The sequence below is a fragment of the Bordetella tumbae genome (genome assembly GCF_054780995.1).
In genome coordinates, this window is record NZ_BAAGVG010000012.1 from 260,113 (window position 1) to 272,356 (window position 12,244).

At 57.7% G+C, this 12,244-nt stretch carries 13 protein-coding genes; 4 read left to right on the plus strand and 9 right to left on the minus strand.

The window, feature by feature from the left end; translation table 11 throughout:
• The first annotated feature begins 2 nt into the window (after positions 1 to 2).
• Positions 3 to 1,088: a TRAP transporter substrate-binding protein gene (locus tag ACYVI2_RS11775; protein WP_415821591.1), complete on the plus strand. Its 1,086-nt coding sequence runs from the start codon at positions 3 to 5 to the stop codon at positions 1,086 to 1,088.
• A 10-nt stretch (positions 1,089 to 1,098) separates the two neighbouring features.
• On the opposite strand, the gene queD is transcribed toward ACYVI2_RS11775, so the two are convergent.
• The 3 genes from queD to ACYVI2_RS11790 all read right to left on the minus strand — a co-directional run bounded on the left by queD (position 1,099) and on the right by ACYVI2_RS11790 (position 3,073).
• Positions 1,099 to 1,542, minus strand: a complete 444-nt coding sequence (gene queD, locus ACYVI2_RS11780; RefSeq protein ID WP_415821592.1) for a 6-carboxytetrahydropterin synthase QueD — start codon at positions 1,540 to 1,542, stop codon at positions 1,099 to 1,101.
• 31 nt (positions 1,543 to 1,573) lie between these two features.
• Positions 1,574 to 2,206 (minus strand): 7-carboxy-7-deazaguanine synthase, encoded by a 633-nt coding sequence (gene queE, locus ACYVI2_RS11785; RefSeq protein WP_415821593.1) that lies wholly within the window; start codon positions 2,204 to 2,206, stop codon positions 1,574 to 1,576.
• Between the two features lie 132 nt (positions 2,207 to 2,338).
• Complete coding sequence (locus ACYVI2_RS11790) at positions 2,339 to 3,073, minus strand: SDR family NAD(P)-dependent oxidoreductase (RefSeq protein WP_415821594.1); 735 nt, start codon at positions 3,071 to 3,073, stop codon at positions 2,339 to 2,341.
• Between the two features lie 459 nt (positions 3,074 to 3,532).
• Between ACYVI2_RS11790 and ACYVI2_RS11795 the strand changes: the two genes are divergently transcribed.
• The gene (locus tag ACYVI2_RS11795; protein ID WP_415821595.1) at positions 3,533 to 5,275 is read left to right on the plus strand and encodes a flavin-containing monooxygenase; all 1,743 of its coding nucleotides are present in this window, start codon (positions 3,533 to 3,535) and stop codon (positions 5,273 to 5,275) included.
• Positions 5,276 to 5,344: 69 nt separating this feature from the next.
• Here ACYVI2_RS11795 and ACYVI2_RS11800 read toward each other — a convergent pair whose 3' ends face one another.
• Positions 5,345 to 6,202 (minus strand): tripartite tricarboxylate transporter substrate binding protein, encoded by an 858-nt coding sequence (locus ACYVI2_RS11800; RefSeq protein WP_415821618.1) that lies wholly within the window; start codon positions 6,200 to 6,202, stop codon positions 5,345 to 5,347.
• Entirely contained in the window at positions 6,171 to 6,368 is a 198-nt protein-coding gene (locus ACYVI2_RS11805) for a hypothetical protein (RefSeq protein ID WP_415821619.1), read from the minus strand. The genes ACYVI2_RS11800 and ACYVI2_RS11805 overlap by 32 nt, the downstream gene beginning before the upstream one ends.
• A 5-nt stretch (positions 6,369 to 6,373) precedes the next feature.
• Between ACYVI2_RS11805 and ACYVI2_RS11810 the strand changes: the two genes are divergently transcribed.
• Both ACYVI2_RS11810 and ACYVI2_RS11815 read left to right on the plus strand, forming a co-directional pair.
• Positions 6,374 to 7,405 carry an SDR family NAD(P)-dependent oxidoreductase gene (locus ACYVI2_RS11810; RefSeq protein ID WP_415821596.1) on the plus strand — a complete coding sequence of 344 codons (1,032 nt, stop codon included), beginning with the start codon at positions 6,374 to 6,376 and terminating at the stop codon, positions 7,403 to 7,405.
• Positions 7,406 to 7,421: 16 nt separating this feature from the next.
• Positions 7,422 to 8,030, plus strand: a complete 609-nt coding sequence (locus ACYVI2_RS11815) for a carboxymuconolactone decarboxylase family protein (RefSeq protein WP_460490308.1) — start codon at positions 7,422 to 7,424, stop codon at positions 8,028 to 8,030.
• Positions 8,031 to 8,051: 21 nt separating this feature from the next.
• Here the strand turns inward: ACYVI2_RS11815 and ACYVI2_RS11820 are convergent, their stop codons facing one another.
• The 4 genes from ACYVI2_RS11820 to ACYVI2_RS11835 all read right to left on the minus strand — a co-directional run bounded on the left by ACYVI2_RS11820 (position 8,052) and on the right by ACYVI2_RS11835 (position 12,238).
• Positions 8,052 to 8,966, minus strand: coding sequence for a LysR family transcriptional regulator (locus ACYVI2_RS11820; RefSeq protein WP_415821597.1), 915 nt, complete (start codon positions 8,964 to 8,966; stop codon positions 8,052 to 8,054).
• A 114-nt stretch (positions 8,967 to 9,080) separates the two neighbouring features.
• Positions 9,081 to 9,839, minus strand: coding sequence for an SDR family NAD(P)-dependent oxidoreductase (locus tag ACYVI2_RS11825; protein ID WP_415821598.1), 759 nt, complete (start codon positions 9,837 to 9,839; stop codon positions 9,081 to 9,083).
• Positions 9,840 to 9,866: 27 nt separating this feature from the next.
• Positions 9,867 to 10,832, minus strand: coding sequence for a Bug family tripartite tricarboxylate transporter substrate binding protein (locus ACYVI2_RS11830; protein WP_415821599.1), 966 nt, complete (start codon positions 10,830 to 10,832; stop codon positions 9,867 to 9,869).
• A 284-nt stretch (positions 10,833 to 11,116) separates the two neighbouring features.
• On the minus strand, positions 11,117 to 12,238 hold the full coding sequence (locus ACYVI2_RS11835) for a LacI family DNA-binding transcriptional regulator (RefSeq protein ID WP_415821600.1): 1,122 nt from the start codon (positions 12,236 to 12,238) through the stop codon (positions 11,117 to 11,119).
• Between the last annotated feature and the right edge of the window lie 6 nt (positions 12,239 to 12,244).

Genomic DNA, 12,244 nt, shown 5'->3' on the forward strand with positions numbered 1-12,244 from the left:
CCATGCAACGCCGCCGTTTCCTAACTTTGGCAGGGGCGGGTGGGGCCCTGTTGTCCGCGCCGGTCGTGGCGCAAGAGGCTCCCACCATCAATTGGCGTATGCCCAGCAGTTTTCCACGGTCCCTGGACACCGTCTGGGGAGCCGCGGAATACCTGACCAAGCGCGTTTCCGATCTGACGGATGGAAAATTCACCATCCGGGGATTTTCTGCGGGCGAGATCGTGCCGCCCTTGCAGGTGCTGGACGCCGTGCAGAACGGCACGACCGAGTGTGGGCACACTGCAGGTTTTTATTACCTCGGTAAAGAGCCTGCCTTGTCGTTTGATACAGGCGTGCCGTTCGGACTGACGCCGCGTCAGCAGACGGCATGGCTATTGCATGGCGGCGGCGGTGCATTGATGGACGAGTTGTACGCTCGCTTCAATGCCTTGGCGATTCCTTGCGGCAATACGGGCGCGCAGATGGGCGGCTGGTTTCGCAAAGAGATCAAGACAGTCGACGATCTGAAGGGACTGCGGATACGTACGCCTGGCATGCTGAGCATGGTGTACGAAAAACTCGGCGCCATCCCGCAGCAGGTCGCGGGCAGCGATATTTATCCCGCGATGGAAAAGGGGGCGCTGGACGCAGTGGAGTTTGTGGGGCCGTACGACGACGAAAAACTGGGTTTTGCCAAGGTCGCGAGCTACTACTACGGTCCTGGCGTCATGGAACTGGGGGCGAACCTATGCCTGGCGATCAATCGCGATAGCTGGGCCAAGCTGCCGCCCCGTTACCAAGAGGCATTGCGTGCCGCCAGCGCCATGGCAGCCGATGATTTGCTGGCCAAGTATGACGCCAACAATATCGTGGCGCTCAAGCGCCTGGTGGGGCAGGGCGTCAAGCTAAAGTCCTGGCCGCGCGAGGTCATGCAAGCGATGCAGAGCGCGACCAAGCAGGTCCTGGACGACTACGCAGCAAAGAGCCCGCAGTTCGCCAAAGTCTTTACATCGTGGCGCGAGTTTCGTGCGGATCAACTGCTGTGGAACAGCGTGAACGATGGCGCGGCGGAAAACTATCTGATGGCAACGCGAGAGAAAGGCCTGTGATGAGGGCGTTTCAGCCCTCGCAATCCGCCCAGCAATTGGGCGTCTCGTACAGGCGCACGCGGCTCAGGCGCAGTTGTGCGCCATAGTGCCCATGGTAGTGCGGCGCCAGGGTGCGAAAAACAATGCTGGCCAGGTTTTCGACCGTGGGGATGCAGTCGAGCACCACGGTCTTGTGGCCAGGCAAGGTATCGAGAAACCCCCGCACCGCCTCATCGCCGCGATACACCAGAAAGGCATGATCCCAGGGGTCGACGATATGTTGCTTGGCGATGGATTTGATTTCCGAAAAATCCATCACCATGCCGTTATCGGATTCCCCCGGCGCGTCGACGATATCGCCGGTGAGGGTGACCTCGAGGACATAACGATGGCCATGGAGGTTGCGGCATTGGCTGCGGTGATCGGGGATGCGGTGCCCGGCATCGAATTCCAGCTTGCGAGTCACTGAGATCATCGCAAGCCTCGCTGGGCGTGAGGGGTCATCATTAAGGAATGCCTATGTATTTATGGGTTTGCAGGCTGAGCCGCCATTGCGGGTGCTGCAAACAGTACTGAACGGCCTGTTCGGTGTTCGCGACGCGCGCCGGCCCGTCCATGGGCTGCAGGAAAAAGTGCTCGAAATCCAGGTGGGCGTAGGTTTCGGGCAATGCATTGGCTTGCGGGTAGACCAGCTTCAGCTCGTGGCCGCGTTCGATGACGACGGGTGCGGTGCCCTTGGGGCTGACGCAGATCCAGTCGATACCGGGGGGCGGTGGCAGCGTGCCGTTGGTTTCGATGGCGACGGTAAAACCGTGCGCGTGCACCGCCTCGAGCAAGGCCTCGTCGAGCTGTAACAGCGGTTCGCCGCCGGTGAAGACGACATAGCGGTCTTTGGTATCCGGGCCCCATGTCGCCGCGATGGTATCGGCGAGCAGGGTCGCCGTGGCGAATTTGCCGCCACCCTCGCCATTGATGCCGACAAAATCCGTGTCACAGAACGTACAGGCGGCACTGGCCCGGTCGGCCTCGCGGCCCGACCACAGATTGCATCCGGCGAACCGGCAGAACACAGCAGCACGCCCCGCCTGGGCGCCTTCGCCTTGCAGGGTTTTGAAGATTTCTTTGGCGGAATAAGTCATGCGAGAACGGCAGGGCCGATCTAGGGTAATCCAGTATTTTACCGGGTTATGCGGCCTTGTTGCCGCCGCGCGCGACCAACTGGCACGGAAGTACCGTTTCGTGATCTGCAGCGCCGCCTAGCCTGCCTGTTACTACCGCGCTAAAAAACCGCCATCAATCGCCAGTTCGGCTCCGGTGACAAAAGATGCCTCATCCGAAGCGAGAAAGAGCACACCGTAAGCAACCTCTATCGGTTGTCCCAGGCGCATCATTGGGGATTTTGAGGCCCGGTCCACCCCCGCGGCATTGGACGACACCATCGGCGTCATATAGCCGGGGTGCACCGAATTGACCCGCACGCCATGCGAGGCCAGCCGTACCGCCAGCGCTTTGCTGACGTTTCGTACTGCAGCTTTTGATGCATGGTACGCCGGATGCCCGGTCTCGCCGCCCACGATTCCAAATATTGACGAGATATTCACGATTGAACCCCTGCCGGCCTTTTTCATGATTTCCGCAGCCAGTTGCGAGCCGATATAAACACTTTTGGAATTGACATCCATTAGCGTGTCCCAAGCATCCAGGTCGTCGATACCGAACGAGCTGGATGATATGCCGGCATTATTGATCAGGATATCGAGTCGACTGTGTGTAGACACGGCATGATCGAGCAGGGCCTTCCAATCATCTGTTCGCGATACGTCCGCTTTGAAGAATGTGGCTTGGCCGCCGTCCAGGCGAATCTGCCCGGCAACCAGCTCGCCACGAACGTCGTCGATGTCGGAAAGTACGACGGTGGCGCCTTCTTGGGCAAAGAGGCGCGCCTCTGCTTCGCCCATGCCGTTTGCTGCACCGGTGATGATGGCAATTTTGTTCTTTAGTCTCATGTCTGTTCGGCTGTGGTTGGTGGATTAGTCTTCAAGGGAGGTGAGCACGCTGGCGCCTTTGGAGGCGGCTCGCAGGTATTGAGTTGGCCATGATTGGGGGATGTCTGCTCCCAATGCCTTCAGTATGAATTCGTCTGGCACTATGGCGTTTCCCTTTAAGGATTATTTACAAGCGCCGAACTCGGAGGCGTGTTGCGTAAATTTTAGGGACTGGCTTGCGCAATAGATACTTGAAGACCGAAAAGGTGCTTTGCATCCCCGGCAAAGGCATTTGGAAAGGAAACTTCGCTTCAGGAGTTTTGCGGTTTCTGCAATGTTCTTTGCCGCGCCAGCTACTTAGTGGAGGCCCGCGCCCACTCTAGAATCGACTGCATGCGTGGGGCCCTAATGGCAGGGAGCCCAGTCTTATCAGGGGCAAGAATGTTGGTCGACACAGGAACACAAGAAAATTGCACTGCGATGGAGCAACGCTCCGAATATGCGCAAGCCAGCAGGTGGCTGACTGCGTTCGAAAAAGCGCTGCGAGCATGTGATCGCGAAGCCTTGCTCGAGTGCTTTGCAGGGGAATGTCACTGGCGTGACATGCTGGCATTCACCTGGAACATTTCGCCGCACGATGATTGCTTGTCCGTGGTAGATGCTCTGATATGCCATCAGCCTCAAGTCAACGCTCGCAATTTCCGCGTGGCGCAAGGACGGACTCCCCCCCGGCGTGTGAAACGGACGGGAGAGGATGTCATCGAAGCGATCTTCAGCTTTGAAACCGACGTCGCGCGTTGCCATGGTGTGCTTCGGCTGCCTGTCACTGCGCCGGACAGGGCGTGGGTGTTTTCCAGTTCGATGACGGAGCTTAAGGGGCACGAAGAACCGATTCTGCAGCGCCGGCCTGCAGGCTCAGCGATTTCGCGCAACTTTGGAGGTGCAAACTGGTCGGATTTGCGCACGCAAGAACAACGTTTCGAAGATCGCGAACCCGTGGTTCTGATCATTGGCGGAAGCCAGGGTGGCGTTTCATTGGCGGCTCGATTGCGCTTGCTGGGCGTGGACGCATTGGTGGTCGAGAGGGGCGCACGTGTTGGTCAGACGTGGCGTGATCGCTATCATTCGCTGGCACTGCACAACGAAGTGGCTATCAACCATTTTCCCTACATACCGTTTCCGCCGAACTGGCCCAAGTACCTTCCAAAGGACATGCTTGCGGGTTTCCTGGAGTTCTACGCGTGGGCGATGCAGTGCAATGTCTGGACGAGCACGACGTTCATACATGGCGACTACGATGAAAAGTCCGGGCGATGGAATGCGACCGTACGGGTCGAGGACGGTTCAGAGCGAACGCTGCACCCAACACATATTGTTTTCGCCAACGGAATCGCCGGCGGAAAAAGAATCCCCGAGTTACCCGGTCTGTCCGATTTCAAGGGCGAAGTGCTGCACACCGAAGACTACTACTCCGGTGCCTCGTATAAGGGCAAGGACGTGCTCGTACTGGGTACGGGTACGAGCGGGCACGATTGCGCTCAAGATCTACACGAGCATGGTGCGAACGTCAGACTCATACAGCGCGGTTCAACGACTGTGGTGAGTGTGGAGGCCGCCGCGTTTAACAACACGGTGCACTACCAAGAGAACATCCCTCTGGAAGATGCCGATCTCATCGGCACCGCGCCGACCATGCCATTGCTGCGCCGTGGATATCAGCTCAACGTAAAGAGGATGAAAGAGCACGACAAAGAGCTGTTGAATGGCCTGCGGGCGCGTGGTTTCAAGCTGGATTTCGGCCCTGATGAGGCAGGTCACCAGATGAAGCTGCGTACGCGCCATGGCGGCTATTACCTGAATTGTGGATGCGCCGAGTTGATCGCGAGCGGTGACATCGGTCTGCTGCAATGGCAGGATGCCGAAAGGTTCGTTGCCGAAGGCTTGTTGATGAAGGATGGCACCATAGAGAAGGCCGATCTCCTGATTGCGGCTACTGGCTATTATCCGCAGGAAGAGGTAGTGAAAAATTTGCTCGGTGAAGAGATTGCCGAGAAAGTGGGCCCCATCTGGGGGCTGGCAGAAAACGGGGAGTTGCGCAACATGTTTGGCCCGACGCCGCAGCGGGGTTTGTGGTTTGTGGGGGGCGGGTTATCCCAGAACCGGGTGTATACGCACTACGTTGCGATACAGATCAAGGCGCGCGAGCTGGGATTGACTCAATAGGCAGGACTCTCCGGTATCGGGCTGATACCGGGGAACCTGCCTCTCAACGTTCCGCCAGCCTTTTGACGCCTAAATCAACTCGACGATCTCCTTCCATCTCCTGGCCTCGTGTTGCATTTGTCGTGCGAGCTCCTGATGGCCGACCTCTTCTGCAAAGATCATTTTTTGGCTGCAGAAGTCCTTGTATTCCGGCGTGCGTGCAATCTCTCTGAGCTGCCCGTCCAAGAGCGTCATGACTGTATCGGGCGTGCCCTTTGGCGCGACGAAGTCTAACCATGAAGAAAGCTCGTAGTCTGGGATGCCCGCCTGTGCGACGGTGGGGACATCCGGGAAAGCTTCCCAGCGTTGAGCTCCTGATACAGCCAGCAGGCGCAGTTTCCCGGTCTGCAGCAAACCGAGGACGGACGGGCCGGGCTGCATGGTGAAACTGACCAGGCCGGCCGCTACGTCTGTCGTTGCCGTCGCCGTTGATTTGTACGGAACGTGTTGTGCTTTTGTATTGCTCATATGGGTCAGAAGGGCGCCGCACAAGTGAGCTGCACTGCCGACTCCCTGAGACGAGTAGGTCAACTCATTGGGCTTGTCGCGCATCGCTCGGATCAAGTCCTGCAGGGTGTGGTAAGGCGAGCTTGAGTTCACCACCAATCCGAAAGACACCCTCGCGACGCGGGCAATAGGCGAGAAAGCCGCCAATGGATCGAAGGTGGCGGTGCCCTGGGAGAGCAAAGGCAGCAGATACATTGGTATTCCTGCCATCATCAAGGTGTAGCCGTCTGCGGCCGCTTTGGCTACGCCAGCGTACGCAATGAGTCCGCCTGTGCCTGGCTTGTTCTCAATGACGGTAGAACCGCCAAGACGCTGAGCTAGAGGCTCAGTGAAAAACCGGGCCGTGACATCAATCGAGGTCGATGCGGCAGCAGGTATCACGATATGTATTGGCCGTGAAGGATAACGCTGCGCATGCGCGAGCTTGCCCCAGCCCGCAAGCGGCAGTGCGGCACTGGCTATCAGAAGAGATCTTCTCGTGATTTTCATTGATTTGTCCCATGTTGTTATCTGAGCCTTGCTCCGTGCGAAGGAGCAGGAGCTTCATTGTTCTTGGATTCCGCAGTTTATGCATGTACTGATTATGGAAAGGTGTGTTGCAGACGCCGGGACATTCCAGAACTGAGGGCCGCGCATGGCCTGATCTTTGCATGTGGAGCAAGGTTGCTTTCCGGTTTCTGTGCTGTTTCTCCCTCGCTCTCCGTACGTAGAATCTTTACATGGGGCTTCATCAAGTGCTCTAAGGGAACAGGCAATATGCTCAATATGTCGGGTAAAGTCGTTTTCATTGCGGGAGCCGGATCCATAGGGGAGGGCTGGGGTAACGGAAAAGCCACTGCCGTCCTCATGGCTCGCCAGGGCGCACGTGTTTTTGGCGTTGATCGAGACGAGGCCGCCATTGAGGGGACGCGCACTGCGATGCTTGCGGGGAACCTCACGGACTGGTCGTTTCGCAAATGTGATATGACCGATAGTGAACAGGTTGCCAGCGCGGTTCAGGAATGTCTCGACAAAATGGGACGCATCGACGTGCTGGTCAATAATGTGGGCGGCAGTGCTCCGGGCGACCCCGTGACGATGTCAGAGCAAGCCTGGGATGCCCAGATGGATCTCAACTTGAAAACCGCATTTCTCGGCTGCAAGCATGTTCTTCCGGTCATGGAGCGGCAGTTTGAGCAAGATGGCAGTGTAGGCGCCGTTGTCAACGTTTCCAGCATCGGCTGCATGACATTCCAGATGGGGGGGCGAGTGAGCGTGGGCTATGCAGCGTCAAAGGCCGGCATCATGGCGTTCAGCCGCTCACTGGGTATCGCCTATGCTCGCAAGGGGATTCGAGTCAACACCGTGGTTCCAGGAACGATGCACACGCCCTTGGTTGAAAGCCGGCTGGTCAAACAGTTGGGCGTCACGGATACCGAGGCTTTCGTTGCACGCCGCCATGCAAGCGTTCCGATTGGCCGCATGGGCGATGCTTGGGATGTGGCGAACGCCGTGTTGTTTCTGGCGAGCAATGAGGCCGGTTATATCACTGCAACCCAGCTGGTCGTGGACGGTGGCCTAACGGCTGCACGTCCCGCTATTTGACCGTCTGGAGGCTCCGATGTCCCGCATTGAGTTACCCGATTTGCAAACCATGTCTCCCGAACAGGCTTGCGTGTGTGAAGAGGCCAAGGCCGGGCCTCGCGGAAAAATACCCGCTCCCATGATTGCCTGGCTGCAGAATGCCGAGCTCGCTCGTCGAGCGCAGCATCTAGGGGCATTGTTGCGATTCCAGACGTCGCTGAGCCCCCGGCTCAGCGAGCTGGCAATCCTGGTCTGCGCACGTCACTGGACTTCTCATCATGAGTGGACGGCACACAAGAAAATTGCATTGGATGCCGGGCTTGACCCCGGGATTATTTCGACCATCGCCAGCCATGGATCACCTGTGTTCCGTGAGGCTGATGAGGAACTGGTGTATCAGCTTTCGTCAGAGCTGTTGAAGACCGGGAAACTCTCTCAAGCCAGTTACGAGAAGGGAACAAACGGGCTCGGTACGCGTGCAATGGTCGAGCTGGTTGCCATATTGGGCTATTACTGCCTGGTATCCCTGACGCTCAATGCATTCGAACTCGGTTTGCCCGACAACACCGCTGCTGAGTTGGCAGACTCCGCATACACCTTGCCGAAGCACCCTGCTGAGTCGACGGCGGACTGCGGTCTGGTTTGAGGCCCAGGTGAAAAAGAGGTGTTATCTCGCTACGCTTGATCTGGAGTCGAAGAGTCGCACGAGAAAATCGATGAAGACTCGCACTTTCTGGGGGATACGGTGCCGGTGTGGATACACGACATAGAGCGAGGTGTGCTGCCCTGTGGGCGACGCTTCGTAGTCGGTCAGCACCGCCTGTAGTTGACCCAGCTCGACGGCCTTGCGCACCATCCAATCTTGAAGCAGCACAAGCCCCAGCCCTTGCCGTGCGGCCGCCATCAGAACCGCACTGTCGGGGGTACGCAAAGCCCCGGAAACGGGGATGCTGTAGGATTCATCGCCTTTCTTGAAGTGCCATTCTTTGGAGTAGTTGTGCTTCAGATAGACGAGGCAACTGTGGTGTATCAGGTCTTCGGGCTTTTTCGGCACTCCACTGCGCTGCAGGTAGGCTGGGCTTGCACATACGACGCGTTTACTGCCGCTGAGCTCTCGTGCAACCATGTTGGAATCATCGAGTTTTCCCAACCACACGGCGACGTCCACGCCGTTCTTCAAAAGATCAATGCGCTCGTCTGTGAGCGTAAGGTCAATCTCGATATCCGGGTAAAGAGCGAAAAACGATGAGAGGGCCGGCACGATAACCTCGGTGCCTGCCGACGCACGTACATGGACCCGAATGGCGCCGCTGACCTTGTGCTGATAGGAGTGAGCATTGCGCCGCGCCAGTTCGAGTTCCCGCAGCGCGGGAGCCACCGAGGCCAGATAGTTTTCACCCGCTTCGGTAAGCGACAGATTGCGTGTGGTGCGTTTGAATAGACGAATGTCAACCCATTCCTCCAGGGCACCCACTTGCCGGGAAACTGAACTCGTCGACATGCCCAGCCGGCGTCCCGCCTCGGAAAAGCTGCCTGATTCAGCGACACTGATAAAGACACGAATTGCTGCAAGTTCGTCCATTCGAGGCTCGTATTCCCGATGCATCTGCGGACCTCAGTATAAGAGTGCGCCTTGCAAATTCATAGTTGGGCAGCTAGGCCGCGTCTCTGTTTTCATCATCGATGGGCCAGGGCTTTACCTGGGCTGGAATGCTGCTCGTGTTCCCCCATCCACGGGGAGGACTGTGCCTGTGACGTACTGGGCGGCGTTGCTGAGAAAGAAAAGAATGACCTGCACAATATCACCAGGGTTCGCGATTCTGCCCAAAGGCGACTCGCCTGAAGGCTTGTACTGAGAGGTTTTAGAGGGCTGGGATGCTGCCGTTATCATCGGTGTGTCAACGGTTCCAGGGGCGACGGCATTCACCAATATGCCACTGGCTGCCAGTTCCACTGCCAGTACTCCGGTCAGTACATGTAATGCCGCTTTACTCGCGCCGTAGAACCCGGCTCCCACTTTGGGCCGAATGCCACTTATAGATCCTACAAAGACCACACGGGCCGGGTCGTCTGGACGCGAGGCCCTCTTTAGCAGAGGGAGTGTCTCCCTGGCAATTAACCATGGCGCTTTAATATTGACTTGCATCATCAGGTCAATTTCTCCGGGCGTTTGGTCCATCAGGTTGCCGGTGCGCAGTACTCCGGCCGAACAGATCAATGCGTCGACTTTATCAGTGCTTTCCGCGATCTTTAACAGTGCCGACTGCACGCTTGCGGTGTCGGAAACATCGCATTGGAGATAAGTAATGCCCAACGGATCGGGTAGGGCACCCGATGCGGATTTGGGTATGTTGATATCAAGACACCATATATCCCATCCTCGGGTATGCAGGGTTTGTGCGGTTGCCTGGCCGATTCCGGATGCGCCGCCGGTGATGATTGCTGTCTTTTTCATACTTGAATGTCGCGGTCGGAGTTCAGGCTATTTTGGTTTCTGTACAACTTTGCGCCATATTGCCGTGTCAAGGGCAATTCGGTCTGTGAACTCCTGAGGGGTGCTGACAACCGGGCGGAAATTCATTCCTACCGAAAGTTCTTGCACCTCCCGCGACATGGAGGCCTGATTGAACGCGTTATTCAGCTTTTTAGTGATGTCGGGAGGTATCCCTTTGGGACCCAGGACAGCGTAAAAAGCATAGACGCTCATATTCTTCAGTTCCGCAATGGAACCTTCTTCGAGCGTCGGCACATCAGGCAGAGCAGGGGCCCGCTGTTTAGCGGTGATGGCAATTCCACGGATTCGCCCTGCATTGATCAACGGCGCCGATACGCCTGGCACGATAACTGCGAAGTCTACGTTGCCCGACATCAGAGCACTAGCCACATCAGCGGCGCTCTTGTACGGAATATGTGTGGTCGTGATGCCGGTAACGGACTGAATGTATTCCACGAGCAAATGGCTGGGCGCACCTGTGCCGGCAGACCCGTAGTTGAGCTTGCCAGGATGAGCACGTGCGTATGCAATCAGCTCATCCATACTCTTTATCGGCAGGTCGTTTTTGACTGCGATCACGGCGTCGGCTTCGGCAATGACACCGACGTGCGTGAAATCTCGAGCGGGATCATAGGGCATGTCCCGTATTAGTGGAGCTTGGATGACGCCGCCGGTCGTGGCGATCCAGAGTGTATGTCCGTCCGCATCGGCTGACTGAGTCGCACGGCCGCCTAGCTGTTCATATGCACCGGCTTTGTTCTCCACGATCACTGGCGTATCCAGGATATTTTGCAATTCTGAGGCATACAGACGGGCGATGGCGTCGGCGCCTCCACCTGGCCCAAAGCCCAGAATCAGCCTTATCGGCTTAGACGGAAATGATTGGGCCGGCGCAGGCGTGCTGAAAAATACCAGGCATGACAGCGCGCTGGCGAATAGCCTACGTTTGATCATGATTGTCTCCGTATTTTTAGATTAGAAGTTGAAGCTCCGTTGTGTTGCGGCTTCAATTTCTTAGCGTGTTTCAGCTTAAAGGTTTTGATCCCGGATAAATCACTCGCTGTGCAGCAAACTCCTTTGCGTGCATTGCAAAGACGCTGGCATCGCGCATGCGCGGCATGCCGGCGCCGAAGCGCAAGCGGCATTAACAGCAATTCAGATTGCGTCGCTGATTGGCAGGCCGGCCAAGCGCTCCAACCCGGCCTGATCCAGGCCGTCGACGATGTCAATGAGAGGTTCTAGGCCTGGACTTGGCTGCTGCCCCGTGCGACCAGTTCGCAAGGCACGTGGTGGATGGTGGGCGCCGTGATTTCCTGGGCTGAATTTTGCAGAGCAGCCACTAGCGTGGCAGCGGCTTGTTCGCCGATTTTGTAGGGTTGCGTGCGTACGGTGGTCAGGCCGGGTTCGACAATGCTGGCCAGCGGGACGTCGCCAAAGCCTGCGATCGCGCAATCGCGCGGAATGGATAGACCCAATGTCGGCGCGCGCAAGAGCGCTGTGAGCGCCAGATGATCGTGCGCAAATATCACGGCCTCGGGGCGTTGCTCTGCGGGTTCCTGGGCTAATCGCGTCACGTGAGCCAAGCCTGCCGCGTAGTCATCGTCGGCAGCGACGCGCACGATGTCGCTGCTGAGTCCCGCCTGCTGCATGGCCTGCGAATAGCCTTGCGCCCGCCGTTCGGCACGTGTGTCCTGTGCGCCGTGCGCTCCCTGTGCCATGGCAAAGCGAACGCGCCGCGCGCCTTGCTGCAGGAAATGCTCGGCCAGCATCAGCCCGACAGCGTGCTGAGAAAAACCGACTTGGTGATACGGGCGGCCTTCCAGGATTTCCCAGGCCTCAACGATGGGAATCTGCAAGGTCTGCAGCAGGCTGTCGATGGCAGGGGAGTGATCGCCGCGGGTCAATATGAGGCCGCTGGGATGCCACCCCACAAAGGCACGTATCGCGCGGGATTCGGTGTCCACCGAGTACTCGGTATTGGCCAATAGCAATTGCAGCCCTTGGGCCTCCAGCCCATCGGTCATCCCACGCACCATTTGCGCGAACGTAGGGCTGCTGACGTTCTGCATGATCGCACCGACAGGGCCGCCATGGGTCGAGGCTAGGCGCCGGGCGATCTGATTGGGGGCATAGCCGGTCTGGGCGATGACGGCATCGATGCGCTCGCGCAGCTTTTGCGAGACTTTGTGGGGCGCATTGAAATAGCGGGACGCGGTGACAGACGATACACCAGCCAGGGCGGCTACGTCATGGATCGTGTAATGACCCAGTTTGGGACGAGTACGAGACCGTGGCTGAGATTCAGCAGGGGAATCGGCCGCGTGATCAGAGTCCGGAGGGGGCGAGGGTACATGCGTCATAGGACG

What these genes read in the sequence shown, in the direction of transcription:
- ACYVI2_RS11790 (WP_415821594.1), bottom strand. Translation starts at nt 3,073, where the DNA reads ATGAGACTAAAGAACAAAATTGCCATCATCACCGGTGCAGCAAACGGC.
- ACYVI2_RS11820 (WP_415821597.1), bottom strand. Translation starts at nt 8,966, where the DNA reads ATGGACGAACTTGCAGCAATTCGTGTCTTTATCAGTGTCGCTGAATCA.
- ACYVI2_RS11815 (WP_460490308.1), top strand. Translation starts at nt 7,422, where the DNA reads ATGTCCCGCATTGAGTTACCCGATTTGCAAACCATGTCTCCCGAACAG.
- ACYVI2_RS11835 (WP_415821600.1), bottom strand. Translation starts at nt 12,238, where the DNA reads ATGACGCATGTACCCTCGCCCCCTCCGGACTCTGATCACGCGGCCGAT.
- queD (WP_415821592.1), bottom strand. Translation starts at nt 1,542, where the DNA reads ATGATCTCAGTGACTCGCAAGCTGGAATTCGATGCCGGGCACCGCATC.
- ACYVI2_RS11825 (WP_415821598.1), bottom strand. Translation starts at nt 9,839, where the DNA reads ATGAAAAAGACAGCAATCATCACCGGCGGCGCATCCGGAATCGGCCAG.
- ACYVI2_RS11830 (WP_415821599.1), bottom strand. Translation starts at nt 10,832, where the DNA reads ATGATCAAACGTAGGCTATTCGCCAGCGCGCTGTCATGCCTGGTATTT.
- ACYVI2_RS11775 (WP_415821591.1), top strand. Translation starts at nt 3, where the DNA reads ATGCAACGCCGCCGTTTCCTAACTTTGGCAGGGGCGGGTGGGGCCCTG.
- queE (WP_415821593.1), bottom strand. Translation starts at nt 2,206, where the DNA reads ATGACTTATTCCGCCAAAGAAATCTTCAAAACCCTGCAAGGCGAAGGC.
- ACYVI2_RS11795 (WP_415821595.1), top strand. Translation starts at nt 3,533, where the DNA reads ATGGAGCAACGCTCCGAATATGCGCAAGCCAGCAGGTGGCTGACTGCG.
- ACYVI2_RS11805 (WP_415821619.1), bottom strand. Translation starts at nt 6,368, where the DNA reads ATGAAGCTCCTGCTCCTTCGCACGGAGCAAGGCTCAGATAACAACATG.